Source organism: Actinomyces sp. Marseille-P3109 (assembly GCF_900323545.1).
Taxonomy (GTDB): domain Bacteria; phylum Actinomycetota; class Actinomycetes; order Actinomycetales; family Actinomycetaceae; genus Actinomyces.
In genome coordinates this window covers 2,485,889-2,510,907 of the sequence record NZ_OOHN01000008.1, presented here as the reverse complement: position 1 = coordinate 2,510,907, position 25,019 = coordinate 2,485,889, and the positions used below count along the sequence as shown (strand labels likewise).

Annotated in this window: 21 protein-coding genes; 14 read left to right on the top strand and 7 right to left on the bottom strand. The window is 69.2% G+C overall.

What is annotated here, in order from left to right:
* Positions 1-32: 32 nt before the first annotated feature.
* Genes BQ8008_RS10875 through BQ8008_RS10865 form a run of 3 tightly spaced genes read right to left on the bottom strand, consistent with a single transcriptional unit; the run spans position 33 to position 2,226 of the window.
* Entirely contained in the window at positions 33-809 is a 777-nt protein-coding gene (locus BQ8008_RS10875) for an ABC transporter permease (RefSeq protein WP_108834925.1), read from the bottom strand.
* Entirely contained in the window at positions 809-1,621 is an 813-nt protein-coding gene (locus tag BQ8008_RS10870) for an ABC transporter ATP-binding protein (protein WP_108834007.1), read from the bottom strand. The genes BQ8008_RS10875 and BQ8008_RS10870 overlap by 1 nt, the downstream gene beginning before the upstream one ends.
* Entirely contained in the window at positions 1,618-2,226 is a 609-nt protein-coding gene (locus BQ8008_RS10865; RefSeq protein ID WP_234415366.1) for a TetR family transcriptional regulator, read from the bottom strand. Before BQ8008_RS10865 ends, BQ8008_RS10870 begins: the two co-directional genes overlap by 4 nt.
* Before the next feature lie 235 nt (positions 2,227-2,461).
* Between BQ8008_RS10865 and nrdF the strand changes: the two genes are divergently transcribed.
* The 7 genes from nrdF (at position 2,462) to BQ8008_RS10830 (ending at position 8,288) form a co-directional block, all read left to right on the top strand.
* Positions 2,462-3,436: a class 1b ribonucleoside-diphosphate reductase subunit beta gene (gene nrdF / locus BQ8008_RS10860; protein ID WP_108834006.1), complete on the top strand. Its 975-nt coding sequence runs from the start codon at positions 2,462-2,464 to the stop codon at positions 3,434-3,436.
* 50 nt (positions 3,437-3,486) lie between these two features.
* Complete coding sequence (locus BQ8008_RS10855; RefSeq protein ID WP_159086793.1) at positions 3,487-4,014, top strand: hypothetical protein; 528 nt, start codon at positions 3,487-3,489, stop codon at positions 4,012-4,014.
* A gap of 13 nt (positions 4,015-4,027) precedes the next feature.
* Positions 4,028-4,456: a helix-turn-helix domain-containing protein gene (locus BQ8008_RS10850; protein WP_108834004.1), complete on the top strand. Its 429-nt coding sequence runs from the start codon at positions 4,028-4,030 to the stop codon at positions 4,454-4,456.
* A 59-nt stretch (positions 4,457-4,515) separates the two neighbouring features.
* Entirely contained in the window at positions 4,516-4,908 is a 393-nt protein-coding gene (locus BQ8008_RS10845; RefSeq protein WP_159086792.1) for a hypothetical protein, read from the top strand.
* A 228-nt stretch (positions 4,909-5,136) separates the two neighbouring features.
* On the top strand, positions 5,137-5,832 hold the full coding sequence (locus BQ8008_RS10840; protein WP_108834002.1) for a hypothetical protein: 696 nt from the start codon (positions 5,137-5,139) through the stop codon (positions 5,830-5,832).
* 168 nt (positions 5,833-6,000) lie between these two features.
* The gene (locus BQ8008_RS10835) at positions 6,001-7,437 is read left to right on the top strand and encodes an LssY C-terminal domain-containing protein (protein WP_199907981.1); all 1,437 of its coding nucleotides are present in this window, start codon (positions 6,001-6,003) and stop codon (positions 7,435-7,437) included.
* Complete coding sequence (locus BQ8008_RS10830; protein ID WP_234415365.1) at positions 7,434-8,288, top strand: hypothetical protein; 855 nt, start codon at positions 7,434-7,436, stop codon at positions 8,286-8,288. The genes BQ8008_RS10835 and BQ8008_RS10830 overlap by 4 nt, the downstream gene beginning before the upstream one ends.
* A 30-nt stretch (positions 8,289-8,318) precedes the next feature.
* Here BQ8008_RS10830 and BQ8008_RS10825 read toward each other — a convergent pair whose 3' ends face one another.
* Positions 8,319-9,305, bottom strand: coding sequence for a LacI family DNA-binding transcriptional regulator (locus BQ8008_RS10825; protein ID WP_108834001.1), 987 nt, complete (start codon positions 9,303-9,305; stop codon positions 8,319-8,321).
* Positions 9,306-9,555: 250 nt separating this feature from the next.
* Here BQ8008_RS10825 and BQ8008_RS10820 point away from each other — a divergent pair, with 250 nt between their 5' ends.
* The 5 genes from BQ8008_RS10820 to efeB all read left to right on the top strand — a co-directional run bounded on the left by BQ8008_RS10820 (position 9,556) and on the right by efeB (position 18,780).
* On the top strand, positions 9,556-12,723 hold the full coding sequence (locus tag BQ8008_RS10820) for a glycoside hydrolase family 2 TIM barrel-domain containing protein (RefSeq protein ID WP_108834000.1): 3,168 nt from the start codon (positions 9,556-9,558) through the stop codon (positions 12,721-12,723).
* Positions 12,720-14,333 carry an MFS transporter gene (locus BQ8008_RS10815; protein ID WP_108833999.1) on the top strand — a complete coding sequence of 538 codons (1,614 nt, stop codon included), beginning with the start codon at positions 12,720-12,722 and terminating at the stop codon, positions 14,331-14,333. Before BQ8008_RS10820 ends, BQ8008_RS10815 begins: the two co-directional genes overlap by 4 nt.
* A 600-nt stretch (positions 14,334-14,933) precedes the next feature.
* Positions 14,934-15,863, top strand: a complete 930-nt coding sequence (gene efeU / locus BQ8008_RS10810; protein WP_108833998.1) for an iron uptake transporter permease EfeU — start codon at positions 14,934-14,936, stop codon at positions 15,861-15,863.
* 51 nt (positions 15,864-15,914) lie between these two features.
* A complete protein-coding gene (gene efeO, locus BQ8008_RS10805; RefSeq protein WP_108833997.1) occupies positions 15,915-17,243 on the top strand; it encodes an iron uptake system protein EfeO in 1,329 nt (442 codons plus the stop codon).
* A gap of 31 nt (positions 17,244-17,274) precedes the next feature.
* Positions 17,275-18,780, top strand: coding sequence for an iron uptake transporter deferrochelatase/peroxidase subunit (efeB, locus tag BQ8008_RS10800; protein ID WP_108833996.1), 1,506 nt, complete (start codon positions 17,275-17,277; stop codon positions 18,778-18,780).
* Between the two features lie 36 nt (positions 18,781-18,816).
* Here the strand turns inward: efeB and BQ8008_RS10795 are convergent, their stop codons facing one another.
* Positions 18,817-19,932 carry an MFS transporter gene (locus BQ8008_RS10795; RefSeq protein WP_108833995.1) on the bottom strand — a complete coding sequence of 372 codons (1,116 nt, stop codon included), beginning with the start codon at positions 19,930-19,932 and terminating at the stop codon, positions 18,817-18,819.
* A gap of 202 nt (positions 19,933-20,134) precedes the next feature.
* Here BQ8008_RS10795 and BQ8008_RS10790 point away from each other — a divergent pair, with 202 nt between their 5' ends.
* The gene (locus BQ8008_RS10790) at positions 20,135-20,728 is read left to right on the top strand and encodes a TetR family transcriptional regulator (protein ID WP_108833994.1); all 594 of its coding nucleotides are present in this window, start codon (positions 20,135-20,137) and stop codon (positions 20,726-20,728) included.
* Between the two features lie 177 nt (positions 20,729-20,905).
* The gene (locus tag BQ8008_RS10785) at positions 20,906-22,309 is read left to right on the top strand and encodes an amidohydrolase (protein ID WP_108833993.1); all 1,404 of its coding nucleotides are present in this window, start codon (positions 20,906-20,908) and stop codon (positions 22,307-22,309) included.
* A gap of 150 nt (positions 22,310-22,459) precedes the next feature.
* Here the strand turns inward: BQ8008_RS10785 and BQ8008_RS10780 are convergent, their stop codons facing one another.
* Together BQ8008_RS10780 and BQ8008_RS10775 are read right to left on the bottom strand one after the other, a co-directional pair.
* Positions 22,460-23,674 carry a diacylglycerol/lipid kinase family protein gene (locus tag BQ8008_RS10780; RefSeq protein WP_108833992.1) on the bottom strand — a complete coding sequence of 405 codons (1,215 nt, stop codon included), beginning with the start codon at positions 23,672-23,674 and terminating at the stop codon, positions 22,460-22,462.
* 105 nt (positions 23,675-23,779) lie between these two features.
* Positions 23,780-24,724: a LysR substrate-binding domain-containing protein gene (locus BQ8008_RS10775; RefSeq protein WP_108833991.1), complete on the bottom strand. Its 945-nt coding sequence runs from the start codon at positions 24,722-24,724 to the stop codon at positions 23,780-23,782.
* Positions 24,725-25,019: the final 295 nt, after the last annotated feature.

Below are 25,019 nucleotides of genomic sequence, written 5' to 3'. Positions count from 1 at the left end.
TGTCTGAACGTCTGCCGGGAGCAGCATCGCGCTCAGTCGGCGCCCAGCTGCAGGCGGTCCCAGGACCGGTAGGTGATCCGGGCGCCGATCGCGGCGGTCATCACCGGAACCGCCAGCAGCGGCGTGCTGACCTCCGTGTGGTGCGCGGCCCACACCATCGGGATGGACCACGGGATGTAGGGGCCGAGCCCGAACCCAGCGGCAAGATTGGCGCCGACGAGGATCGCCAGCGTGAGCCCGATGCCGGCCAGGTAGCCGCGCCACCGCGTCGCCGCCCACATGACCGGCAGCGCGCTGCCGCCGATCAGGGCGGCGCTGAGCGCCAGCACCGCGAAGCAGCCGGCGGCGCCTCCCGGCCCCAGCCCGAGCAGCAGCAGTCCCGCCGTCGTGAGCACCGCCGCTTCAACAACGCCCAGGATGGTCGCCCAGGTCAGAACCGCCACCATCTTCGCCGTTGCGATGGTGCGCAAGGTGGGCGGAATCGCGAACAGGCCGACGATGGTGCCGTCGACGAACTCCCGACCCGCACTCCACGACATCACCACGCCGGCAGCCAGAAGCATCGTGACCCCTACGCTCGTCGCCCCCAGGGCGGTGTAGCCGTCCCAGCCGGGCGACGTGACCATGGAGGCGGCCTTGCGCCCCAGGTCAGTGTCTCCGGCGTGCATCGCGGCGGCGTACCCGCCGGCCGTGGTCACCAGGACCAGAACGAGGGCGGCCACTGTCGCCACACGCGCGACCGTGGCCCGAGCCAGCTTGCGAGCCTCAAGGTCGATGACAACCGGGAACGTCCCGCGACCGGCGGCCATCATGAGGCGCTCCGCTCTTCCCGGGGCCGCCTCGCTCGGGAGGGCCGTCCCGAGCCGGGGTCCTGGGCCGCTTGATCCGCTGCCAGGATGGCGTCGAAGAAGACTCTCTCGAGGTCTGCGCCTCCGGGGCGGCCAGGTTCTCCGGGCGTGATCGTGTCGACGATCCGCCCTCGGTGCAGCACCTCGACCCGGTCGGCGATGCGCGTGAGCTCATCGAAGTGGTGCCCGGTCACCAGCACCGCGCCGCCGCGCCCGGTCACCTCCCGCAGAAGATCCCTGAACCCGACGACGGCGAGCGGGTCCAGTCCGTTGGTCGGCTCATCGAGGATGACGATGCTCGGCCCGTGCGCCAGGGCGCTGACCAGTCCCACCTTCTGGCGCGTACCCAGCGACAGGCGGCGCGCGGGAACATCGAGCCAGCCGGTCAGCGCCAGCGCCTCGCTCATCCGCTCCGCCGTCCGCTCGGCGCGCTCGGGATCGGCCCCGTGGAGACGCGCGGAGGCGGTGATGTTCTGCCGGGCGGTGAGCTCGGGATAGGAGAACGGCGTCTCCACCAGATGGCCCACCCGCCGCCACACGTCCCTGGGGGCGGAGGAAATATCGCGGCCGTGCAGGAGGACCCTCCCGGCGTCGGGGCGAAGCATGCCGAGGATGACGCGCAGCGCCGTGGTCTTCCCGGCCCCGTTGAGACCCACGATGGCGTGGCACTCGCCCTGCGCGACGGACATGGAGAGCCGTTGCAGAACAGGCCTTCCCCGCAGGCCGGCGCTGACGCGATCAACCTCCAGGGCCGACGCCGCCGCGCCCCTCACGGCTCCTCCAGCAGGCTGAGAAGGCCCCGACTGAGCGTGGCCGCGGCGCCACTGACCGCCTCGGTGCGGGGTGCGGTGCCGGTCTCGACCACGTCGTCGGAGGCGCTGGTCTCCTCCGCCCAGGTGAGCAGGAGGCTGCTCGCCGCGCCCATGACGGCTCCGGCCGCGGCCCGCGCCGCCGCGCCGTCGACCCCCGGAACGATGAGCGCCTCGGCAATGGCGCGCTCGGTCTGCTGGCCCGCGGTTCGCACGGCGGCCGCCAGCGACGGCGTGCGACCCGCCAGCCGAACGCGTTCGTAGAACTCTCGGGAGGACATCTCCTCGCGCGCCGACTCCTGACTCATCGCCGCAACGAGGCCCCGCACCGCCCGGGTCAGCGGACGCCACCGCTGCGGCTGGGCGCGTACCGCCTCGGCGATGAACGGATCGAACAAGTCGCTCACCACCACGGCCTCCTTGGTGGGGAAGTGGCGGAAGAAGGTCATGTGAGAGACCCCGGCGGCCTTGGCGATCGCGGTGACCGGGACGGCGTCGAACCCCCGCTCGGTGAACATCCGCAGTGCGGTGCGCCGAAGCAGGTCAGTGGTGGAGGTGCGCGGGCTCATACCGAGAATGTTAGTCAGTAACCTTCTGTGAGTCAATAACACTCCAACTGGAAGACTCGTCCGGGCGCGCGCTCCGGGCGCGCCGTCCGGGTGCGCCGCCACCCACTGCTGGCCGGCACCTCCCGTCCGCAAGAGCGCGGCGGGCACCACAGTCGCCAACCGGTCGGGCGTCACTGCCGGCCGGCGTCGGCGTCGGTAGCATGAGGCCAGCGCAGCCAACCCCGGGAGGAAACCGATGCACGAGCCCATCAAGCTGGTCGACCGTGTCCAGGCCATCAACTGGAACCGCCTGGCCGACGACAAGGACCTCGAGGTCTGGGACCGCCTGACCGGCAACTTCTGGCTGCCCGAGAAGGTGCCGCTGTCCAACGACGTGCAGTCCTGGGCCACCCTGACCGAGGCTGAGAAGAACATGACCACCCGGGTCTTCACCGGCCTGACTCTCCTGGACACCATTCAGGGCACGGTCGGCGCGGTCTCCCTCATCCCCGACGCCCGCACCCCCCACGAGGAGGCGGTGCTCACCAACATCGCCTTCATGGAGTCGGTCCACGCCCGCTCCTACTCCTCGATCTTCTCCACCCTCATCTCGACGGCGGAGATCGACGAGGCCTTCCGCTGGAGCGAGGAGAACGAGAACCTCCAGCGCAAGGCCCGCATCATCCTGGACTACTACCGCGGTGACGACCCCGAGAAGCGCAAGGTCGCCTCCACCATGCTGGAGTCCTTCCTCTTCTACTCCGGCTTCTACGCCCCCATGTACTGGTCCAGCCACGCCAAGCTGACCAACACCGCCGACCTCATCCGCCTCATCATCCGCGACGAGGCCGTCCACGGCTACTACATCGGCTACAAGTACCAGCTCGCTGTGCGCGAGTCCTCGCCCGAGCGCCAGGCCGAGCTCAAGGACTACACCTTCGATCTGCTCATGGAGCTCTACGACAACGAGGAGCAGTACACCGAGGACCTCTACGACGAGCTCGGCCTGACCGAGGACGTCAAGAAGTTCCTGCGCTACAACGCCAACAAGGCCCTCATGAACCTGGGCTACGAGGCGCTGTTCCCGGCCGACGCCGTCGACGTCAGCCCGGCGATCCTCGCCTCCCTGTCCCCCAACGCCGACGAGAACCACGACTTCTTCTCCGGCTCGGGCTCCTCCTACGTCATGGGCACGGCCGAGGCCACCCAGGACGAGGACTGGGACTTCTGAGCGCATGAAGAGAGTGGATCAACTGGCCGACACGCTCTGACGGTAGCTCGATGGCTCGTTCTGATGAGCGGAGGTCTGTGTGCTCCGAGCCTCGGGAATCCAATCCCGCGCGAATCCATTTCTGTGTCATCGATGCCGAGTCTGTTGATGTTCAGGCGGAGATTGCTGCCGTCGCGCAGCAGGTCGTGGCACCGTTGGGACTGCGAGGCTTTACCAAGATGCTGCGCGAGGCTGAGGTTGCGGGTGAGATCCGCGGGCGTATGAGAGCGATGGCTCGAGGGTGTCTGCCTGAGGAGAATCCTCCCGCGTTGTCTCCGGTCGTCTCGCAACCTGACCTCTTCGAGCTCCGCTGGAAACTCGCCGGCGCGAAGAACTCCTTAGTGCGGGCCTATCACGGGGAGCCCGGCCATCCTGACGTCGTCGTTGTGCGCATCCACCGCAAGGAGACGGATCTGCCGGTCGCCAAGCAGCGGGAGCTGCAGAACGCGGTGATGGAGGAGGGTCAGCGACGCTTCGTTGTGGGCGAGCAGTGCCATTGGGGTCATACCAGGGCTTGCTCTCACTGCCTCGATCCGTGATAGATTCTAGTCTATGACTTCGATCCAGGCGTCCCTCCAGGAGCGGGGCTTTGATGAGCTGGTTGAGCACTCGGCGCGACTTGCTCAAGCCGATGACGAGATGCGCTGGGCCCTCATCCAGGCTCGCAAGGAGGCCGGTCTCTCGCAGCGCGACGTTGCCGAGATGATGGGTGTCAAGCAGCCGACGGTTGCTGCGTTCGAGAGTCAGGATAACGATCCTCGGCTCTCCACCTTGCGTCGTTACGCGCTTGCTGTCGGAGCGAGCGTGGAGCATCGCGTGACAACCTGGGGGCGTACGACCTTCGAGTCGGAGAGCTGGACGCCCATTCAGACACTTGGTGGAGGGTGGCCCATGGCGATAGAGGCGAGCGCCGGTGATCCGCTTCCGATCCAGGCCGAGCGTACGGTTCCGCTTGTCGACGACTTTGCCGCAGCCGCATGAGTGGCGGCCGGCGTTACGAGACAGCCCGAGACCTGCTCCCAGTCCTCGAGCTGAATCGTGTGACGCCCTACGAGGTCGCAGGTAAGCGTGTTTACTCCCCTGAAGCCACTGAAATCACGAGTTCGATGGAGTCGATGATCGGTGGCGAGGAGGGGGAGGCTTTCGTTTTCCGGGTGCGGCAGCGGGTCAAGACTAATGAGGCCGAGATTACCGCGGACTTCGAAGTGGAGTACCGGTTCATTGAGCCAGGTGGTCAGATCTCGGAGGAAGCTCAGGTCGAGTTCGCCGAGAAGGTGGCTTTTATGGCGCTCGTTCCCTATCTCAGGGAGTCGGTTCATACGACTGCCATGCGTCTGGGCGTGCAGCCTCCCCTGCTGGGGATGGTGCGTCAAGGTGAGTTCCGACTGCGTGCCGACGGTGACGTCACCTCGGGTGGTAGCCCCAAAAATTGACTGGATCGGAGGTTTTAGTTTCGCGGTTGGCGTCGAGTACTGCGGACGGGGCTCGATAGCGTCACGCCACGATGACGCCCGAGTTGCCTCTGGATCGCTCCGACGAGGACGGCTGTGCGACGCAACCGGCGGAGGTGGGGAGCACTTCCGCGGGTGGTCTCCCCATAGCGGGGGGAATATGCGCGGCGCACAATTTCGGTGTTTGCAGCGCGCCAGAAAGGAACTCCCATGCGCTCCACCGTCAAGGTTCTCTCCGCCATCGCCGCCCTCGCCATGGCGGCCGGACTGTCCGCCTGCGACGAGCAGGGTGCCTCCCAGACCTCGGCCGGCGACGCCACCGCAAACGATTCCGCCGATAAGGGCGCGGACGCGACCTCCTCCAAGGACTCCAAGGACTCGAAGGGGTCCGAGGGCAAGGACGGTGAGACCACCAAGTCCGGCTCCAAGATCCGGAACATTGAGCCGGTGACCTTCAAGGACGAGCAGATCAGTCTCACGCAGACCTGTGACAAGGTCGTTGAGGACTATGCCGCACCCAAGTACAAGCAGAACGGTGGTAGCGACACGATCTACCTGCTTCACTGCAAGCTCGACTTCAGCGGAGACGTCGGCTTCAGCAGCGGTGTCGCGGACGTCACCTCGCTTCAGGACAAGGGGGATTCGTCCCTCAAGGCGGATGAGTACGGGAGCCTGCTGGAGGACGACATGAAGGATGACGGTCTCAAGGCCCTTGGTTTTGATGACTACGGATCCGGGAAGGTGGAGGGCTGGTTCGCCTTCGCATCCCTGGGGGAGACGACCAAGCTGAAGCCGTTCTCCGAGGGCACCACCACCATCGTCTACAACCGCGAGGACAGCGAGAGCATCAAGTCGGGCAAGCAGTACCCGGCCTACTCCGACACCCAGGACCTCGTGCTGAAGTAGACCTGATGACACTGTCCCCTCGGCGGCCTTGAGATTCCCGCCGATGCTGTTCTCCGGCTGCCGCGTCCTCCGTTCCCGCAGGTTCGAAGGACGCGGCAGCGTGTGAGGCGTCGGCTTGTGACGGTGCGGTCGGCTTCCGGCGCCCCTCGTCTTCGGTAGCGTGCTGCCATGACGTCATCCGAGGTGACTCGCCCCCGCCCGACGGCGCCACCCGTCTACCGGGACGGCCCGTCCAAGATGTCTGAGGTCGGCGCGCGCTCCTGGGGCATCGATGACGTCCTCGACTCGGTCTTCTTCGCCATCGCCGCCGTCGCCACGCTGTGGCTGGCCTGGCTGCTCATCGGCTCGGGCTGGCACCTCGAGCCGGCACTCGTGGTCAACTCCCTGCTGTTCTGGGCGGTCCTGGCCTACCTCGCCCTGCCGCGCCTGCACCAGGTCCTCACCTGGCTCTACGTGCCCGACTACTTCATCGGCCGTACCCGCACCCCCGACGGGCTCCTGGGCGACCCCGTCAACCTCGCCGTCAAGGGCGATGAGGAGGACATTCACGAGGCGATGGTGTCCGCCGGCTGGGTGCGTGCCGACCCCATCACCCTGCGCTCCTCGTGGCGCATCGTCGTCTCCTCGCTGCTGCGCCGCTCCTACCCGGCCGCCCCCGTCTCCAACCTCCTGCTCTTCGGGCGCAGGCAGAGCTTCGCCTACCAGAAGGAGGTGGAGGGCAACCCCGCCCAGCGTCACCACGTCCGCTTCTGGCACTGCCCGCCCGGCTGGGTCCTGCCCGGCGGCGGGCGCGTGGACTGGCTGGCCGCCGCCACCTACGACCGCGCCGTCGGCCTGAGCGTCCTCACCCTCCAGGTCACCCACAAGATCGACGCGGACATCGACATCGAGCGAGACTTCGTCGTCGACGACGTGCGCTGGGCCAACGACGCCGCCGAGCTCCAGATCTGGCCGGACTTCTTCACCTCCTACCACGACAAGAACGGAGGAGGGGACCGGGTGGTCACCGACGGCGCCCTCCACGTCCTCGACCTCAACGAGGTGGTGCCCGGATCCGACTCCGGCCTCTCCCTCGAGCTGGCCCACCTCGCCGACCTCGAGGCCCGACGGCGCCGGCCCAGCCAGCTCGTCATCGCCCTGGTCCTCATCGCGCTCCTGGTCGTTGCCGAGCTCATCCGAGTCTCCCGCATCGACGTCACCGACCTGCTGGACGCCGCCGCGATCACCGACGCGAACCAGAGCACGGTCGTCGCCTTCATCGCCATCATCGCCGTGCTGTCGTCCCTCCTCACGCTCATCACCGCTGCCCTGGGTGTGGCGGCCTGGCACGGGCACCCGCGCGGCCGCATCGCCCTCATGGCCACCTTCGTCCTGGGGATCGTCACCGACATGGGGCAGGTCTCCAGCCTCGGGGTCCGCCAGGCCACCCTCGGCCTGGTCGTCACCAGCGCGCTCCAGGTGCTGGCCCTTCTGGCGCTCTCGGCCCGGCAGGTCCACGAGTGGGAGCGTGCCCGCAAGGAGGAGCGTCGTGCTGCCCGGGCCTCCCGAAGCGGCCCGCGAACCGGCACGCAGACCGCTCCGTCCACCGCTAGGGTGGATTCATGAGCGAGTACCTGGCGGGACCGCAAGGAGACGGCGCCGGCAACGCAGGCCCGGCGGGCCGGGCCGACCGGCGCACCAGCCATGTCGATGAGTCCCGGCCCGTCGACGGCGACCGCGAGCACGTGCGCTTCGGCATCCCCTTCAACGGCGTCGTTCCCATCTGGCACGACGACGCCACCATCACCTGGCACCGGCCGGCCGACGGCACCGACCTGTCCAGCGTCCTGGGCATGGGCCTGGTGGAGTCCGAGCCCGGCCCCGCCCAGGCCCCGGCCGGCTGGGAGGAGCGCGTTGAGACCGGCACCCTGACCGACTCCGGCCGCCTCCTGCTGCTCAAGGCCGAGACGCCGTCGGGCCGCCGGGCCATCAACGACCCGGGCGACGGCGCCCCCATCCCCCTGGAGGAGCCGCTGAGCTACGAGGAGGCCATGGAGGGGGTCTTCGACGTCGTCAGCTTCGGCATCCATGTCGGCCGCATCATGCTGCGCGCCGCCCGCGACGGCGGCATCATCCTGTTCACCCTGCGCGCGCCGCGCGATCCCGAGCCGCACCACATCCTGTCCGTGCCGGCGAAGGTCGACGACCGCGGGGTCATGAGCTTCCACCTGGGCACCCTCCAGGAGATGGAGGGCGGCGCCTGGGACGCCGCGACCCACCGCGACGGCATGTCCCTGCTCGACCTCACCGTCCCCTACATCGACCTCGTGGCCGAGGTCAGCCCCGACGGCGAGGAAGGGCTCGACGCCGACAGCGTCCTGGAGATGGCCCAGCCGGTCATCCAGTGCATCCTCAAGCCCGGCTTCCCCTTCGCCCTGGGCGCCTCCATGCTCCTGCCCGAGGAGGACGAGGACTGAGCCGGGCCGACACCGCACTGCTCGCTGCGCTCAGGGCGCCGGCGGAGCGGTTGAGCCGCGCACGATGAATTCAGTGGGGATGATGATGCTGCGGCTTCCGTCCAGTGTCCTGGAGGCCACCTGCTCCAGCACGAGGCCCACCATCTCGCGGCCGTGCCGCTTGAAGTCCTGACGCACGGTGGTCAGCGGCGGGAAGCTGTACTCGCCCACGGCCAGGCCGTCGAAGCCGACGACCGAGACGTCCTGCGGCACACGCCTGCCCTGTTCGTGCATCGCCCGGATAAGGCCCAGGGCCAGCTCGTCGTTGGCGCAGAAGATGGCCGTCACCTCCGGGTCGGCGGCCAGGTGCAGGCCGGCCTCGTAGCCCGCCGCGGCCTCCCACCCGCCGGGCACCGGCTCAGGAACCTCCCGCCCCGCCTCCTGCAGGCAGCGGACCCAGGTGGCCCTGCGGATGAGGCTGGACTGGGAGTCCTCGGGGCCGCTCACGTGGTGGACGGTGCGGTGCCCCAGCTCCAGGAGGTGCTCGACGGCGTCGCGCACCCCGCCGACCTGGTCGGCGCTGGCCGAGGGGTAGTAGTCCACGAGCGTCGAGTCCGAGACCGCCACCGGCATCGAGGGGGGCAGTACCAGCTGCTCGCGCCCGGCCCGCCCGGCCTGCACGACGACAAGCCCATCGATGGCCTGGTGAGAGAGCCGGTAGACGGCCTCGCGCAGGTCGTCGGAGGCGGGGTGCTCCACCTGGACGAGGTTGACGGCGTAATCGGCGGCAGTGGCCGCCTCCAGCACGCCCGCGGTGGTCAGCGCCTCCCCGGTGCGCTGGATCTGCTGGGTCAGCACGCCGATCGTCTTGAACGAGCCGCGGCGCAGGGCCTGTGCGGCGCGGTTGGGGGAGTAGCCGAGCTGGTTCATCGCCCGCAGGACCCGCTCGCGGGTGTCGGGCCGGACGTGCTCCGATCCCGCCGCCACGCGCGAGACCGTCTGGGCCGAGACACCGGCCAGGCGAGCCACATCGCTCATCGACGGCGCTCCCTCCGCGCCCCGGCTCTGCCCTGGCATGGCGCGAGGTTATCAGGATTGTCAGAGACGTCCGCATCCTGACTACGTGGTGACGTTACCATAACGGTCCTCCTCCGAGGGTGACGAAGTCGAAATTTTGTCGGTAGATCTGTCCCACAAGAGTGGATCTCATCTATCATGTTAACGTCAACACCAAGACGTTGCACCGATGCGCGTCCTCCGTTCCCGCCAACCCCCGGGGAGCCGAACAATGATCGTTCCTAGATACTTCGAGGACCTCGGCGTCCTTCATGAGCACACGCTGCCGCCGCGCTCCTACTACGTGCCCGCCTCCCGTCCCATCGCCACCAGTCCCTGGAGGCGGGAGGACTCCGACCGCTTCCACCTGCTCAGCGGGCAGTGGGCCTTCCGCTACCTGCCCAGCATCCACGAGCTCACCGAGGCCTTCTGGGAGCAGGGCGCCCCCGAGGCCGCCGGCGAAAGCGGTGAACCCGGCCCTGCCGCCGTCCCGGAGGGCTTCACCATGATTCAGGTGCCCAGCACCTGGCAGCACCTGGGCTATGACGCCCACCAGTACACCAACGTGCGCTACCCCATCCCCTTCGACCCGCCCCACGTCCCCCAGGACAACCCCTGCGGCGCCTACATCCGCGACTTCGAGTACGCCCCGGATGCCGCCGCTCCCAGCACCTACCTGACCTTCGAGGGCGTGGACTCCTGCTTCTACGTCTGGCTCAACGGCACCTACGTCGGCTACAGCCAGGTCTCCCACGCATCCGCCGAGTTCGACGTCACCGAGATCATCCGCCCCGGCGCCAACCGCCTGGCCGTGCTGGTCCTCAAGTGGTGCGACGGCACCTACCTGGAGGACCAGGACAAGTTCCGCACCAGCGGCATCTTCCGCGACGTCTACCTCCTGAGCCGCCCGGCCGCCGTCCTGTTCGACTACGTCACCACGACCTCGCTCGGCCCGGTGGTCGGCACCGGATTCGACGCCGGCCCGGCCACCGCCGTCGTCAAGATCCAGGGAGCCTACCGGGGCGGGGCCGTCCCCACCCGCGTGGAGCTCATCGACCGCGACGGCTCGGTGGTCGCATCCGGCGACCTGGAGACCTTCGCCGGCGACGACGGCTACACCCACCGGGCCCGCCTGAGCGTCGAGGGCCCCCGTCTGTGGAGCGCCGAGGACCCCTACCTCTACACCCTGGTCATCACCACGCCCGACGAGGTCATCACCGACCGGGTGGGCATCCGCGAGGTCGAGGTGAGCGACGCCGTCGTCCGCCTCAACGGCAGGCCCATCACCCTGAGGGGCGTCAACCGGCACGACTCCGACCCCGCCACCGGGCCCGTCGTCGACCTGGAGCACATGCAGTGGGACCTGCGCCTGATGAAGGAGCACAACATCAACGCGGTGCGCAGCTCCCACTACCCCAACGACCCGCGTTTCTACCAGCTGTGCGACGAGCACGGCTTCTACGTCATGTCCGAGGCGGACAACGAGAGCCACGGCACCCAGAGCCGCTTCCTGGCCGACCCCTCCTGGGACAACCAGGTCGAGCACTGGAACGAGCCCATCGCCGACAACCCCGAGTGGACCGAGGCCGCCGTCGACCGCATGAGGCTGTGCGTCCACCGCGAGAAGAACCGCCCCAGCATCATCTCCTGGTCCGCCGGCAACGAGTGCTCCTACGGCTGCACCCTTGAGGCCGCCCTCATGTGGGCCAAGGACTTCGACCCCACGCGGCTGACCCACTACGAGAGCTCCTACTACCGCGACTCCAAGCGGCGCTACGACTACTCCTGCATCGACCTGTACAGCCGCATGTACCCCGGCATTGAGGAGATCCGCGACTACCTGGACTCCGACCCGGACAAGCCCTTCATCCTCGTGGAGTACTGCCACGCCATGGGCAACGGTCCCGGCGACCTCGAGGACTACTGGGAGATCATCCGGGCCGACGAGCGCATGTGCGGCGGCTTCGTGTGGGAGTGGTGCGACCATGCGGTCACCGCCGGGACCACCGACGACGGCCGGCCGGTCTACCTCTACGGAGGCGACCACGACGAGGCCGTCCACGACGGCAACTTCTGCGTCGACGGACTCGTCTCGCCCGACCGCGTCCCCCACCCCGGCCTGGCCGAGCTCAAGAACGTCCAGCGCCCCGCCCGCGTCGTCGAGTACGACCAGGACGAGGGTCTGCTCACCATCCACAACGACCTGGACCACACCGACCTGTCCCAGTACCTGCGCATCTCCTACGAGGTGCGCTGCGACGGCGTCGTCGTGGACCGGGAGGACCTCGATCTCCTCGAACCCGTCCCGCCGTACACGAGCGTCATGCTGCGCTGCGAGCCGAACGTCCCGCCGGCGGGGCGCTGCCACCTGCTGGTCACCTACCGGCTCACGCGCCCCGACTCGCTGCTGGCCGCCGGCCACATCCTGGGCTTCGACGAGATCCCGTTGCGCAACGCCGACAAGCGCCACCGATGGGCCGCCGCGCTCGCGAACCGTCCCATCGGGGGGACCCGGCTGCCGGTCAAACGCGAAGGGACCCGGATCGAGGCCGAGGCCGTGGGCCTGCGCTGCGCCATCGACACGCGCACCGGCCTGCCCGCGTCCCTGAGCACGGAGGACCGCGAGCTCCTGGAACGCCCGGTCGAGCTCAACATCTGGCGGGCGCCCACCGACAACGACCGCCACGTGCGCCTGGAATGGGAACGCGCCCACTACCACCAGGCCACAGCCCGCGCCTACGGCGTCGACGTCGAGGAGGAGCCCGGGCGCGTCACCATCAGCGCCGACGTCGGCCTCGTGGCGCCCTCGGTCCAACCCGCCCTGCGCGGGCGGCTCGTCTGGACCCTCACCGACGACGGCGTCCTGAGCCTGAGCCTGCGGCTGCGCCGGGCGCTGGGCTTCCCCAGCCTGCCGCGCCTGGGGCTGCGCCTCTTCCTGCCCGAGGCCATGAACCAGGTCGACTACTACGGCCTGGGTCCGCAGGAGAGCTACATCGACAAGCACCACGCCAGCCACCACGGGGCCTTCAGCGCCGACGTCGTCGACCTCCACGAGGACTACATCCGGCCCCAGGAGAACGGCAGCCACGCCGACTGCAACAAGGTCACCATCTCCGGAGGCGGCCTGAGCCTGGCGGTTGTCGGGCAGACCCCGTTCTCCTTCAACGCCTCCCGCTACACGCAGGAGGAGCTGGCCGCCCGACGTCGCAACACCGACCTGACGCCGTCGGGAAGCACGGTCCTGTGCCTGGACGCCGCGATGGCCGGCATCGGATCCAACAGCTGCGGCCCCGCTCTGCGGCCCCGCTACCAGGTCGACAGCCAGGAGCTGGGGATGGAGCTCCATCTCCTGCTCAACACCCTCAACCACACCAGCACTCACAACGAGGTGAAGCCATGAGCAGCGAGTCTGCCGGCAAGAAGGCCGGCGCCCCCACCGCAGGAGCCGGCCTGGAGGCGGCCAGCGAGAGAAAGTACCTGAAGTGGCACAACAAGGTGGGCTACGGATCGGGCGATGTCGCCGGCAACGTCGTCTACGTGCTCCTGTCCGCCTTCGTCATGATCTACCTGACGGACACCGCCGGGCTCAACGCGGGCATCGTCGGTACCCTCATGATGATCTCGAAGCTTTTCGACGGCTTCTCCGACATCATCTTCGGGGCGCTGCTGGACCGCACCAACACGCGGATGGGTAAGGCCCGCCCGTGGATGCTGTGGGGGTTCGTGGGCTGCTCCGCCATGATCATCGCGATCTTCGCGATCCCCACGAGCCTGGGGGACACCGCCAAGTACGCCTGGTTCTTCATCGCGTACACGCTGCTCAACGCCGTGTTCTACACGGCCAACAACATCGCCTACTCCTCACTGACCGCGCTCATCACCCGCAACGGGGCCGAGCGCGTCCAGATGGGCTCCATCCGCTTCATGTTCGCCTTCGGGACGAACCTGCTCATCCAGAGCGTCACCGTGGGCGGCGTGGCCCTGTTCGGCGGCGGCGCCGTCGGCTGGCGGACCATGGCGATCATCTACGCGCTGCTCGGCCTGGCGGTCAACACGCTCTCGGTGCTCTCGGTCAAGGAGCTGCCGCCCGAGGAGCTGGAGGGCAAGGGTGAGGGCGAGCCCAAGGAAGACAAGCTCTCGGTCGCGGAGTCGGCCAAGATGCTCGTGTCCAACAAGTACTACCTCATCATCCTCATCGTCTTCCTGCTCACCCAGATCTTCACGGCCATGCTCAACATGGGCATCTACTTCATGAAGTACATCCTGGGGGACGAGAACCTGCTGGGGACCTTCGCGTGGGCCATCAATATTCCGCTCATCGTGGGGCTCATGATCACGCCGCTGGTGGTGAGCCGGTTCGGAGGCATGTACCGGATCAACATCGTCGGCTATGTCATCGCGACCCTCGGGCGGCTCGGGGTGCTTGTGGCGGCCTACGTGCACAACGTCCCGCTCATGCTGATCCTCTCCGGGATCGCGGCCCTGGGCATGAGCTCGCTGCAGGGCACGCTCAACGCCCTGATCGCCGAGGCCTCGGAGAACACCTGGCTGCGCACCGGCAAGCGCATCGACGGGCTCATGTTCTCCTGCACGTCGCTCGGCGTGAAGGTGGGTGGCGGTATCGGCACGGCCGTCTCCGGGTGGCTGCTGTCCGCGTCCGGCTACGACGGGCACCTGAGCGTCCAGCCGGGATCGGCCATCCAGATGATCTACATCATGTACGTGTGGCTCCCGCTCATCGCCAACGCGCTCATCCTCTTCCTGCTCACCCGGCTCGACGTCGAGAAGGTCAACACCCGGCTCAAGGAGGAGGCCGACGCTCGGGCCGAGGTGGAGGCCGGCGCCGGGGCGGCCGGTGGGGACTGCGCGGCCTTGGGCGAGGCCGGTGAAGCCGTCCGTTCCGACGCCGACGGCACCGCTGGTGCTGTCGAGAGTCCGGCCATCGCGGCCGTAGGCGCTGAAGTCTCCGATGACGACGCAGAGGGCGGTGGTTCGGGCTCGGCCGGATGAGGCGCGGGGCGGTCCACAGGACTCGCGGGTGAGGGGCGATAAGGGGGCTCGTGGACGGTGAGGCTGTCGCCCCCACCCGCGTTCCCCAAGGCGGTGCGCCGGCGGGGGTCCGCCTNTGCGCAGGCGGAGTTCCGCCTGCGCACCGCCGGTCGTTTTTGTCTTCGCCTGTGCCGACGTCGAGGACGTGCTTCTTGCTCGAGGACGTACCTTCCGTGTGGCGACTGCGTTTTCTCATTGATGACTGACTACTGCCCGCAGCCGTCTTCGACGAATCGCAGTCCCCACGGCAAAAGTACGTCCTCGATCGACGTCGGATGCGGGTGGGGGTGTGCGAGTACAAGCGTGCAGGCCGGGTGGTTGCACTCTGAGGCACTGTGAGTACGAGCCCGGCCATAAGGGCGCTGTGCCGGACGGTCGCCGGCTCCCGGCTGGGCAAACGTGCAGGTCAGCCCATAGGTGATGCTGACCGCTGTGATCGGCGAAACCTGGGCACAGCCGATATGGATACGACAAACGTGAGGTCTTGGTGATCAGATCACCACAGGATAGGCTTGCCTTGCTTATAGCGATCCGAGACGAATTTCGTGACATGGAGGCCGAGTGTTTCTCGCCAACCTGCTGATCGCCCTACGGGAGGGTTTGGAGGCGGCTCTTGTCGTCAGCATTATCGTCGCCTACCTGGTCAAATCCGACCGCCGCGACGCTCTGCCCAAACTGTGGATCGGCGTCGGACTGGCCGCCCTCCTGCCTCTGGCCACCGGCGCCATCCTGACCTGGGGGCCCAAGACCCTCACCTTCCAGGCTCAGGAGATTCTCGGCGGCACCCTGTCCTTCGTTGCCGTCGGCCTGGTGACCTGGATGATCTTCTGGATGGGCAAGAACGCCCGCGAGCTCAAGGGAGAGCTGGAGGGATCCCTGTCCAGGACCCTCGCCGGGGACGGCTCCGGCTGGGGCGTTGTCTGGATCGCCGTCGTCGCCGTGGGGCGCGAGGGCGTCGAGACGGCCCTGTTCATCTGGGCCACCGTGCGCTCCAGCATCGAGAGCTCCACCATGCAGACGACGGCGGGCGTCGTCACCGGCCTCGCCCTGGCCATCGTGCTGGGTGTCCTCATCTATCAGGGCGCGGTGCGCATCAACTTCCGCATCTTCTTCGCCACCACCGGGTACTTCCTCGTCGTCGTCGCCGCCGGCATCGTCGCCTACGGCGTCGGCGACTTCCAGGAGGCCGGTGTCCTTCCCGGCATCATGAGCCACGCCTGGGACCTGTCCGCCCACCTGCCGGACAGCACCTCGCCCCTCTACTGGCTCTATGTGCTGCTCCAGGCCATGTTCCAGCTCAACCTCCAGCCCACCGTGCTGCAGGTCGTGGGCTGGTGCCTCTACATCGTCCCGGTCCTGGTGCTGCTCACCCTCCAGATCCGGGGGCCGCGGCCCTCGCCGCGCCAGGAGAGCGCCGCCGACAAGACCCATGAGGCCGCCGATGACGTCAGTGACGCCGCGTCCGACGTCGATACGAGCAAGGTCTCCTGACCGTCCCCGCAGACCCTCATCCACCACCGCCTCCTCACAAAGGAAAGACAGATGCCGATCATCACGCGACGCAATGTGCTCACCCTGCTCCCCCTGACCGCCATGGGCCTGGGCCTGGCCGCCTGCGCCGACAACCCCAAGAACGCCAAGGGCGGTGCCTCGGGATCCGGCAAGGCCCAGGAGATCACGGTGACCCTCACCGATGATTCCTGCCAGCTGTCCTCCACCTCCTTCCCCTCGGGTGTCGTCACCTTCACCATCACCAACTCCGGCTCGGCGCCCAACGAGCTGGAGATCCTCACTGAGGACAAGCTCCAGATCATCTCCGAGCAGGAGAACATCGGCCCCGGCACCACCGCGAAGCTCACCACCTCCCTCAAGGAGGGCACCTACTACGCCGCCTGCAAGCCGAACATGGTCGGCGAGCTCAAGGGCGTCACCCAGCTGACGATCACCAAGGGCGCCGCCGTCGACGTCAGCGCCGACGAGGCCGAGGCGCGCGAGGCCGCCGTCACCAACTACACCGCCTACGTGCGCGATCAGGCCGGCCAGCTCCTCACCGCCACCCAGAGCTTCGTCACCGCCTACACCTCCGGCGACACCGCCACCGCCCAGAGCCTCTACCCGCTGGCACGTCAGTACTACGAGCGCATCGAGCCCACCGCCGAGTCCTTCGGGATCAAGGAGGCCGGAGACCTCGACGCCTCCCTGGACACCCGCGTCCAGGACCTCGCCTCCGGCGCCGGCAAGGCCGTCACCGACAAGGAGGTCATCGACGGCTGGACCGGATGGCACCGCATCGAGGCCGACCTGTGGGCCCAGGACCCCGCCAGCCCCTTCAAGTTCGCCGACGACGCCGCCCGCCAGAAGGTCGCCGACCAGCTCAACACCGACACCAAGTCCCTCTACGACCTCGTCTACGGCAACATCAACGGCACCGGCGGCAAGAAGTTCGAGCTCGAGCTCGAGGACGTCGCCAACGGCGCCGCCACCCTCCTCGAAGAGGTCGCCACCACCAAGATCGTCGGCGAGGAGGAGACCTTCTCCCACACCGACCTCTACGACTTCCAGGCCAACGTCGAGGGCGCCAAGGTCGCCTACGGCAACGTCGAGGACCTCATGAAGAAGAAGGACTCCAAGCTCGCCGAGAAGATCACCACCCAGTTCAAGGCGGTCGAGGACCTCGTTGCCGCGCAGGCGAACGGTCAGACGGCTGACGGCCAGAAGACCTACGCGGACTACTCCACCATCGCCTCGGTCCAGAAGGACGCCGGCGAGACCCCCGACAAGAACTCCTACACCGACGTGCAGCGCAAGTTCTCCGACACCGTCAACGCCCTGAGCGAGTCCCTGTCGCAGGTCGCCGGAACCATCCTCTGAGCGTCGTCGTCACCCCCGGAAGGAGCAGACAGTGAGTGGCAAGCCGGCCGACGAGTCGGACGAGGCCCAGGTCGCGGCCGACGCGACCGGCCCGGAGGCATCGCAGGCGCACCAGGAGTCGGGAGCCCCGACGTCGGAAGGCCCGGGCAGCGGCTCGGAGGCCTCCGGCGCCTCGGGAGAGCCCGAGACCCCCGGCGCCTCTGAGAATCCCGAAGAACCGGAGGAATCCGGCAAGCCCGGCAAGTCCGGCGCCAAGGGCACGAGCCGCCGCGCCATGTTCACCGGTGCGGGCCTGGGCGCCGCGCTCGCGGGCCTGGCCGGTGTGGCCGGCGGTCGCGCCTGGGAGGCGTCCCAGCGACCCGAGGACGCCATTCTCACCGTCTACCCCTTCCGGGGCGAGCGCCAGGCGGGGATCACCACCCCCGCCCAGGACAACATGTTCACCGCGGCCTTCGACGTCTCCGCCACCGACGTCGAGGAGCTCAAGACCCTCCTGTCCGACTGGGCCGTGGCCGCTGAGCAGATGACCGCCGGCGAGCTCATCGGCGGCCAGCCCAGCTCCAACAAGCAGCTGCCGCCCAAGGACACCGGCGAGGCCTGGGGCTACAAGCCCAACGGCCTGACCATCACCTTCGGAGTGGGCAAGGGTCTGTTCGTCGACGCCGAGGGCAACGACCGCTTCGGCCTGGCCGCCAAGATGCCGGCCATCCTCAAGGAGGGCACGCCCTCCTTCTCCGGCGACCAGCTTCACGCCGCCCAGTCCGATGGCGACCTGCTCGTCCAGGCCTGCTCCAATGACGCCCAGGTGTGCGTTCACGCGATCCGCAACCTCACCCGTATCGCCTTCGGGACCGCGACCCTGAGGTGGAGCCAGGTCGGGTACGGGCGGACGTCGTCGACCTCCGTGGACCAGGAGACGCCGCGCAACCTGTTCGGCTTCAAGGACGGCACCAACAACATCAAGGCCGAGGACCCCGCCGACCAGCTCAATGAGCACCTGTGGGTCCAGTCCGGGGACGACGCCGCGGCGGACTGGATGACCGGCGGCACCTACTACGTGGCGCGGCGCATCCGCATGCTGGCCGAGGTCTGGGACCGTCTGCGGCTCATCGAGCAGGAGCAGACCATGGGGCGCGACAAGCGCTACGGGGCGCCGCTGAGCATCGCCAACCCCACAAAGTCCTCCGAGGAGTTCACGGCCGTGGACTACACGGCCAAGGACGACAAGGGCGAGAGTCTCGTGCCGGCCGACGCGCATATCGCCGTCGTCTCACCGGAGCAGAACCAGGGGCGCCGGATGCTGCGCCGCGGCTACAACTACACCGACGGCTCCGACTCCCTGGGCCTGCTGCAGACCGGGCTGTTCTTCATCGCCTTCGTGCGGGATCCGCGCACGAACTTCTACCCGATCCTGGACCGCATGACCAAGAGCGATGCTCTCCAGGAGTACCTCAAGCACGAGGCCTCGGCCCTGTTCGCGATCCCGCCGGGCATCAAGAAGGGCGACACCATGGTGGCCGCCTCCCTCTTCAGCTGAGCGGAGGTCGGGGCGGCTCCCGCAGTCGGCTCGTGGTCAGTGCTCTGCGCCGACGAGCGCCTTGAAGCCGGTGACCGCAGCCAGCGCCACGGCCAGGATCCCGGCCAGTACCAGGGCCAGGCCTCGGAAGGTGGGTACCGACGTCGCCAGGAGTGGGCCGATGCTCGTGCCGACGAACAGGATGAACCCGTTGAGCGCCATGCCGCTGCCGCGGTTGGGGGCGGACACCTGCCCGTAGAGGCTGATCATCGCCGGCGCGGCCAGCGCGACCCCGGCGACATACACGACGCTGGCGGCCACCAGGCCCACCAGGCTGCCCGCGAGCAGGGCCTCGCCGAGCATGCCCAGTGCCGACAGTCCGAAGCCGAGCCGGGCCACCTGGGGCCAGGACCACCTGGTCGCCAGGGCGCCCGCACCGAGGCTGAGGAACATGGCCGGCAGGGCCGCCAGGCGAATGAGGATGATCGTCGAGGGCCGCATGCCCAGCGACTCCAGGTGGCCGCCGATACCGGTGTACATGGCGACGAACACCATGAGCAGCGTGAGGTGCGCGAGGCTGAGCGCGAGGACCGCGGGTCTCAGGGCGAGTCGCCCCAGCGCCTGGAACTGCACTCGCAGCGAGGAGCCGGGGGTGCGGGCGGCGTCGTGCACGACGGCGGGGATGACAACCAGCGCGACGGCCAGCAGGCCCGCGCACAGGGGGAAGAACCATCGCCACCCCAGGTGCAGCGCGACTAGTGAGGCGAGCACCTGGCCGGCGATGCCCGCCACAAGGAACGACGTCGACATCGCCCCGATCGCCCTGGCACGCCTGGGCGGAGCCGGCGCCTCGGACAGGTGGGCCAGGGCCACGGGTGCGAAGCCGGAGGCGCTCAGCCCCTGAACCGCGCGCAGGATGGCGAGCGCCGGCAGTGACGGGGCCAGGGCGCAGCAGGCGGTGGAGACGGTGAGGATCCCCAGCGCGAGCGCCATGATCCTCCTCCTGCCGTAGTGGTCGGAGACCGGCCCCCAGATGAGGAAGCCCGCGGCGTAGGTGAGGCTGAAGGCCGTCGACAGCGCGAAGGTGGCGCTGCCGTGCAGCTGGGCGGAGATCGGCTTCAGCAAAGGGATCGCGGCGTACAGCTGGGTCAGGACGAGCAGCGCGGTGACCACGAGGGTGGCGGTTCACCCACTCCCCCGAGCCGTCGACTGGCTGGACGGCTCGGGGGAGTGGGTGACGTCGGGATGCTGATCGGGTGACATGAGAACCCCTTTCCAACGTAAGCGTTGGAATTGACCCTAGTAGACTGGAAGGAGAGTTGCAACGGCAGCGTTGGAATTGCTGTCGGCGCTCGGGGACACGGGAGGAGGCGTCATGGCCTGGGACACCGAGGGCACCAAGCGCAAGATCAAGGACGCCGCCACGGCCGAGTTCACCCGCCACGGGCCCGCCGGGACGACCGTCGAACGGATCGCCAAGCGGGCCGGTGTCAACAAGGAGCGCGTCTACAACTACTTCGGCTCCAAGGATCGCCTGTTCTCCGCGATCCTGCGCGACGAGCTGACCAAGGCGGCCGAGGCCGTTCCGCCCGCCTTCGATGAGGGGGAGGACGTGGGCGACTACGCCGGGCGCCTGTACGACTACCACCGGCAACGCCCCGAGCTCATTCGGCTCCTGTGTTGGGAGGCCCTCACCTTCGACGGCGAGGTGCCCGAGGAGGAGCTACGGCGCGAGCACTACCAGCGCAAGATCGCGGGGGTGCGCAGCGGCCAGGAGACCGGCGCCCTTGCTCGGGATGTCGACCCCGGTGCGCTCATGCTCATGATCATGTCCCTGACGGGCTGGTGGTCCACCGTGCCCCAGGTGACGCGGATGCTGTGCGGGCCCCTGGATGACGAGGAGGCGCACGATCGCCGGCGCGCCGTCGTCGTCGACGCGGCCCGCCGGCTCGCCGCGCCCCGCGACTGAGCGCTGGGTGGCCGGGCGGGCCGTGGCCCTCGGCGGCTACTGCACGAGCCTCGGGGCGTACTGGCCAGGGGTTGTCCGTACTGCACGATCCCCGGACCTTCGTGGAGTACACCCATGTCCTGGCCAGTAGTATCCGGCCCTCGTGCAGTACGGGCCGCGGCTGGGCATGATTGCCTTATGCGCGACCTGAACGACCTGACCCGCCCCACCGTCCCCTCCAGTGCCATTCAGGAGCGCATGGCAGCCGAGACCGAGGAGCGTCGCCACGTCGTCGGCCCACCGACGTCCCTGCCCGACGACGCCGGAGCCCCCGCCGACCTGCGCGCCGCCCTGGGTGAGGCCGTCGCCGAGCTGGCCCCGCAGATCGTCGAGCTCTCCCACGACATCCACGACCACCCCGAGACCGGCTTCGAGGAGCACTACGCCGTGGCCACGGTCGCCGCGCTCCTGCGCCGCCACGGCATCGAGCCAGAGGTCGGCGTCTACGGCATGGACACCGCCCTGCGCGCCGAGATCTCCGGGACCGCCGGGGCCAGTGCCACTGGCGCGGCGGCCGGAGACTCCGGTGAATCAGCCGGCACCATCGCGATCCTCGCCGAGTACGACGCCCTGCCCGGCATCGGCCACGGCTGCGGCCACAACGTCATGTGCGCCAACTCCGTGGGCGCCTTCCTGGCCCTGGCCGCCCTGGCCCGCTCCCGCCCCGGCGCCCTGCCCGGCCGCGTCGTCCTGCAGACCACGCCCGCCGAGGAGAACTCGACCGCCAAGGAGGTCCTGGCCGTGCGCGGCATGCTCGACGGCGTCGACGCCGCCATCCAGACCCACTCCTACGCCCACGACGTCACCCACCAGACCTGGCTCGGGGTGCGCCGCCTGAGCGTCGTCTTCCACGGCGTGCCCGCCCACGCCGCCTCCCAGCCCTTCATGGGCCGCAATGCCCTGGACGCCGCCACCCTGGCCCTGACCGGCATCGGCCTGCTGCGCCAGCAGATGCTCCCCATGGACCGACTCCACGCCATCATCACCGAAGGCGGCCAGGTCCCCAACATCATCCCCGAGCGCACCGAGCTGTCCATCATGGCGCGCTCCAAGTACCTCGAGACCCTCAAGGAGATCGCCGAGCGGGTCGAGGAGGTCGTCCACGGTGCCGCTCTCATGACCGGCACCGGCGTCGAGATCCTCACCTCCGAGGACAGCAATGAGGTCCCCGTGCGCGACAACGGGCCCCTGCTCACCTCCTGGGTGCGCTCCCAGCGCGAGCGCGGCCGCGACCCCCTGGCCCCCGGGGTCCTGCCCGAGACGATCGCCGCCGGCACCGACTTCGGCAACGTCTCCCAGCGCGTGCCCGGCATCCACCCGCTCATCAAGGTGACCGACCGGCCCGACATCGCCCTCCACACCCGCGCCATGACCGAGGCCGCCGGTGCTCCCACCGGGGACGCGGCCGCCCTCGACGGTGCCTACGGGCTGGCCGCCGTCGCCCTGGACTGGCTCCACGACGCCGAGCTGCGCCGGGCCGTGCGCGCCGACTTCGAGGCCACCGGCGGGGCGATCGACGTCGCCGGCTTCTGGGAGGAGTAGGCGGGTCCCCGCGCCTTCACGGTGCGCGGCCGGCGCAGGCGGTCCTCGTGTCCACCATGTCCGCGCGACCGTCCCCCACGGGCCGGTGTCTGGGCTCCCGGAGCAGGCCAGGAGCCGTCAGGTGCGGTTGCGCGCCGGGTGGCTCACCCCTCAGGCCGCCGGGCGGCGGATGAGCAGCGCCCCGGGGTCGAGGCGCACCCGCATGCCCTGGGTGGGCGCCAGCAGGTCCCCGTCGACCTCCACCAGTGCCGGCGCGGAAAGCCGGATGGCCACCTCCCCGCCGCGCCGCAGCACCACCCGGCCCAGGGAGCGGCCGGACTCGGAGTAGTGCGCCGCGTAGGGCGGCAGCACCTGGCGCGCCAGGGATCCCCACCCGGCCAGGCCTGCGATCGTGTCGATGGCGGCGACGTCGAGCAGGCCGTCGTCGGTGCGGGCCTCGGGCAGCAGGGTGATCCCGGCCGGGAGACGACCGCCGTTGGCCACCAGCAGGTTGCGGGCGATCAGGCGCTCCACGCGCCGCTCGCCGGCCTCGTCCAGGAGGCTGAGAACCAGGTCCATGCGCGGCGAGCCCAGGTTCTCCACGGCCGCCAGGGCGTAGGCGCCCCATCCGACCCGCGCCTTGAGGGCCGGACGCGTGGAGGCGACCAGACCGGCATCGAAGCCGATCCCGGCCACCACCATGCAGGCGTGCTCGTCCCCGAGGGTGGGACGGGTCCACTGGCGGGTGCGCCGGGTCGCCCTCTGGACCGCGCGCACCGCCCGGGCCGCCTCGGCGGACAGTTGCGATGAGCCGGATGAACTGGCCGGATCGGTCGGACTGGCCGGATCGTGGGCCGGCTGGGCCGCTGCGGCTCCGTCCGAGGCGCTCGCCGAACCGGCGGTACCGGCCGCTGCCGGGCTCGTTCCGACGTCGGCCTCGGCAAAGGGCTCGGTCCTCACCCAGGCCAGGTCGGCGGGCAGCTCGACGCCGCGGGCCGCCACCCGGGCCGCTGCCCTCGGGTCTCCGACCGGTATCCCGAGATTGCGGGCCGCCAGGTTCGCCGTGCCCAGGGGGATGATGCCCATCTGGGCGCCGGTGCCGGCCATGCCGGCCGCCACCGAGCGCACGGTCCCGTCTCCGCCTGCGGCCACCACCAGCCGGGCCCCGGCTGCCAGGGCCAGGCGCGCCTGCATGGTGCCGGGCTCGGAGACGCTCGTCTCCAGCCAGACGGGTCCGGCATGCCCCGCCTCGTGCAGCTCGTGCTCCAGCAGGCCCCGTACCGCGGCGCTGGCGCGCGGCTTGGAGGGGTTGATGACGACGCAGGCCAGCGGCTGCCCGGTGCGCGTCGTCGCCCGGGTCCCGCCGTCGGAGAGCGAGCCGGTCATAGGGGCAGGGTAGTCGCCCGTGCGGCCTCGGTCACGACCCCGCAGCGCCGGAGGAGGCCACGAGAGGAGCCGGAGACGGCTCGATGCTGTGACTCGGAGGGTGCCTCAGGCCGCGGTCGGGAGCCTCACGGGGGAGACGGGCAGGTCGGCCTCGCTCACCAGGCGCGAGATGAGGCTGGCCAGCTGGGCGAAGTCGGCGCCGCGGGAGGAGGAGACCCGGTGGACCAGGCCCATGTGGCGCACCGGTGCCTCGCCGCCGAAGCGGGCGACGCCGTACTCCGAGGAGGGGGCCAGCAGCTGCAGGGCGCCCTCGGGGATGATCGTCACGCCGGAGCCGTGGGCGACCATGCGGGTCACCGTCGACAGGGTGGTGGCCACCGCGACCGGGGGCTGGCTGCCGTAGCGCTGGCACAGTGCCAGGGTCTGGTCGCGCAGGCAGTTGCCCTCGTCGAGCAGGAGGAGGGGCTGGTCGTCGAGCTCGGCGGGGGTCACATCCGTGCGGCCCACCCAGGGGTGGTCGGCGGCGGTGAGGATGACGAGCTGCTCGTCGAACATCGGGATCGCGGTGGTGCGCTGGAGGTCGTCCTCCAGGGCGATGATGGCGGCATCGAGGCGGCCCTGAGCGAGCTGGTCGAGGTTGTCCCCGGTGACCATCTCGCGCAGGTCCAGCTCCATCTGGGGCAGGGCCTCGCGCAGGCCGTCGATGAGGACGGGGGCCAGATAGGGGGCGATGGTGGGGATGATCCCCAGGCGCATCGACCCGCTCAGGGCGGCTCCCTGGCTGGAGGCGGCCTCGGTGAAGGCCTCGGCCGCCAGGACCGCGTCGCGCGCGAAGGGCAGAAGCGCCTCGCCCAGGGAGGTGACCAGCACGCGGCGGGTGGTGCGCTCCACCAGCTCGCCACCGACGCGCTTCTCCAGGGCGGTGATGGCCTGGGACAGGCTGGGCTGGCTGACGCCGAGCGCCGTGGCGGCCTCACCGAAGTGCTGGTGGTCGCACAGGGCGACGAAGGCCCGTAACTGGGAGAATGAGGGAGATGATGAGATCGGCATGAGTTGTGGTCCTGTGGTCGGGGGCCCGCACCAACGCGATCGGCGAGCCAGATGAAGACGGAGTGACAGAAAGTCGGAGGCAGACGACTGGCCGGGAAGGGCGGGGAGAGCTGGTGTGGGGTCCGGTGCGGGTGGGCCTCCTACGTGGCGGCCCGGAAGCGCCGTCGGGAACTATAGGGTACACCGATTGAAATGTATTGTATTCACAGGTGGATTACGTCGGTAGAGGGATGTGGGTCACGTTCGTGTGCGGGGACTGGTGTGCGCCGGCGTGAACGTGTATGTTCCGCGCGCC

What these genes read in the sequence shown, in the direction of transcription:
- BQ8008_RS10875 (WP_108834925.1), bottom strand. Translation starts at nt 809, where the DNA reads ATGGCCGCCGGTCGCGGGACGTTCCCGGTTGTCATCGACCTTGAGGCT.
- BQ8008_RS10865 (WP_234415366.1), bottom strand. Translation starts at nt 2,226, where the DNA reads ATGAGCCCGCGCACCTCCACCACTGACCTGCTTCGGCGCACCGCACTG.
- nrdF (WP_108834006.1), top strand. Translation starts at nt 2,462, where the DNA reads ATGCACGAGCCCATCAAGCTGGTCGACCGTGTCCAGGCCATCAACTGG.
- BQ8008_RS10855 (WP_159086793.1), top strand. Translation starts at nt 3,487, where the DNA reads ATGGCTCGTTCTGATGAGCGGAGGTCTGTGTGCTCCGAGCCTCGGGAA.
- BQ8008_RS10850 (WP_108834004.1), top strand. Translation starts at nt 4,028, where the DNA reads ATGACTTCGATCCAGGCGTCCCTCCAGGAGCGGGGCTTTGATGAGCTG.
- BQ8008_RS10840 (WP_108834002.1), top strand. Translation starts at nt 5,137, where the DNA reads ATGCGCTCCACCGTCAAGGTTCTCTCCGCCATCGCCGCCCTCGCCATG.
- BQ8008_RS10835 (WP_199907981.1), top strand. Translation starts at nt 6,001, where the DNA reads ATGACGTCATCCGAGGTGACTCGCCCCCGCCCGACGGCGCCACCCGTC.
- BQ8008_RS10830 (WP_234415365.1), top strand. Translation starts at nt 7,434, where the DNA reads ATGAGCGAGTACCTGGCGGGACCGCAAGGAGACGGCGCCGGCAACGCA.
- BQ8008_RS10825 (WP_108834001.1), bottom strand. Translation starts at nt 9,305, where the DNA reads ATGAGCGATGTGGCTCGCCTGGCCGGTGTCTCGGCCCAGACGGTCTCG.
- BQ8008_RS10820 (WP_108834000.1), top strand. Translation starts at nt 9,556, where the DNA reads ATGATCGTTCCTAGATACTTCGAGGACCTCGGCGTCCTTCATGAGCAC.
- BQ8008_RS10815 (WP_108833999.1), top strand. Translation starts at nt 12,720, where the DNA reads ATGAGCAGCGAGTCTGCCGGCAAGAAGGCCGGCGCCCCCACCGCAGGA.
- efeO (WP_108833997.1), top strand. Translation starts at nt 15,915, where the DNA reads ATGCCGATCATCACGCGACGCAATGTGCTCACCCTGCTCCCCCTGACC.
- BQ8008_RS10790 (WP_108833994.1), top strand. Translation starts at nt 20,135, where the DNA reads ATGGCCTGGGACACCGAGGGCACCAAGCGCAAGATCAAGGACGCCGCC.
- BQ8008_RS10785 (WP_108833993.1), top strand. Translation starts at nt 20,906, where the DNA reads ATGCGCGACCTGAACGACCTGACCCGCCCCACCGTCCCCTCCAGTGCC.
- BQ8008_RS10780 (WP_108833992.1), bottom strand. Translation starts at nt 23,674, where the DNA reads ATGACCGGCTCGCTCTCCGACGGCGGGACCCGGGCGACGACGCGCACC.
- BQ8008_RS10775 (WP_108833991.1), bottom strand. Translation starts at nt 24,724, where the DNA reads ATGCCGATCTCATCATCTCCCTCATTCTCCCAGTTACGGGCCTTCGTC.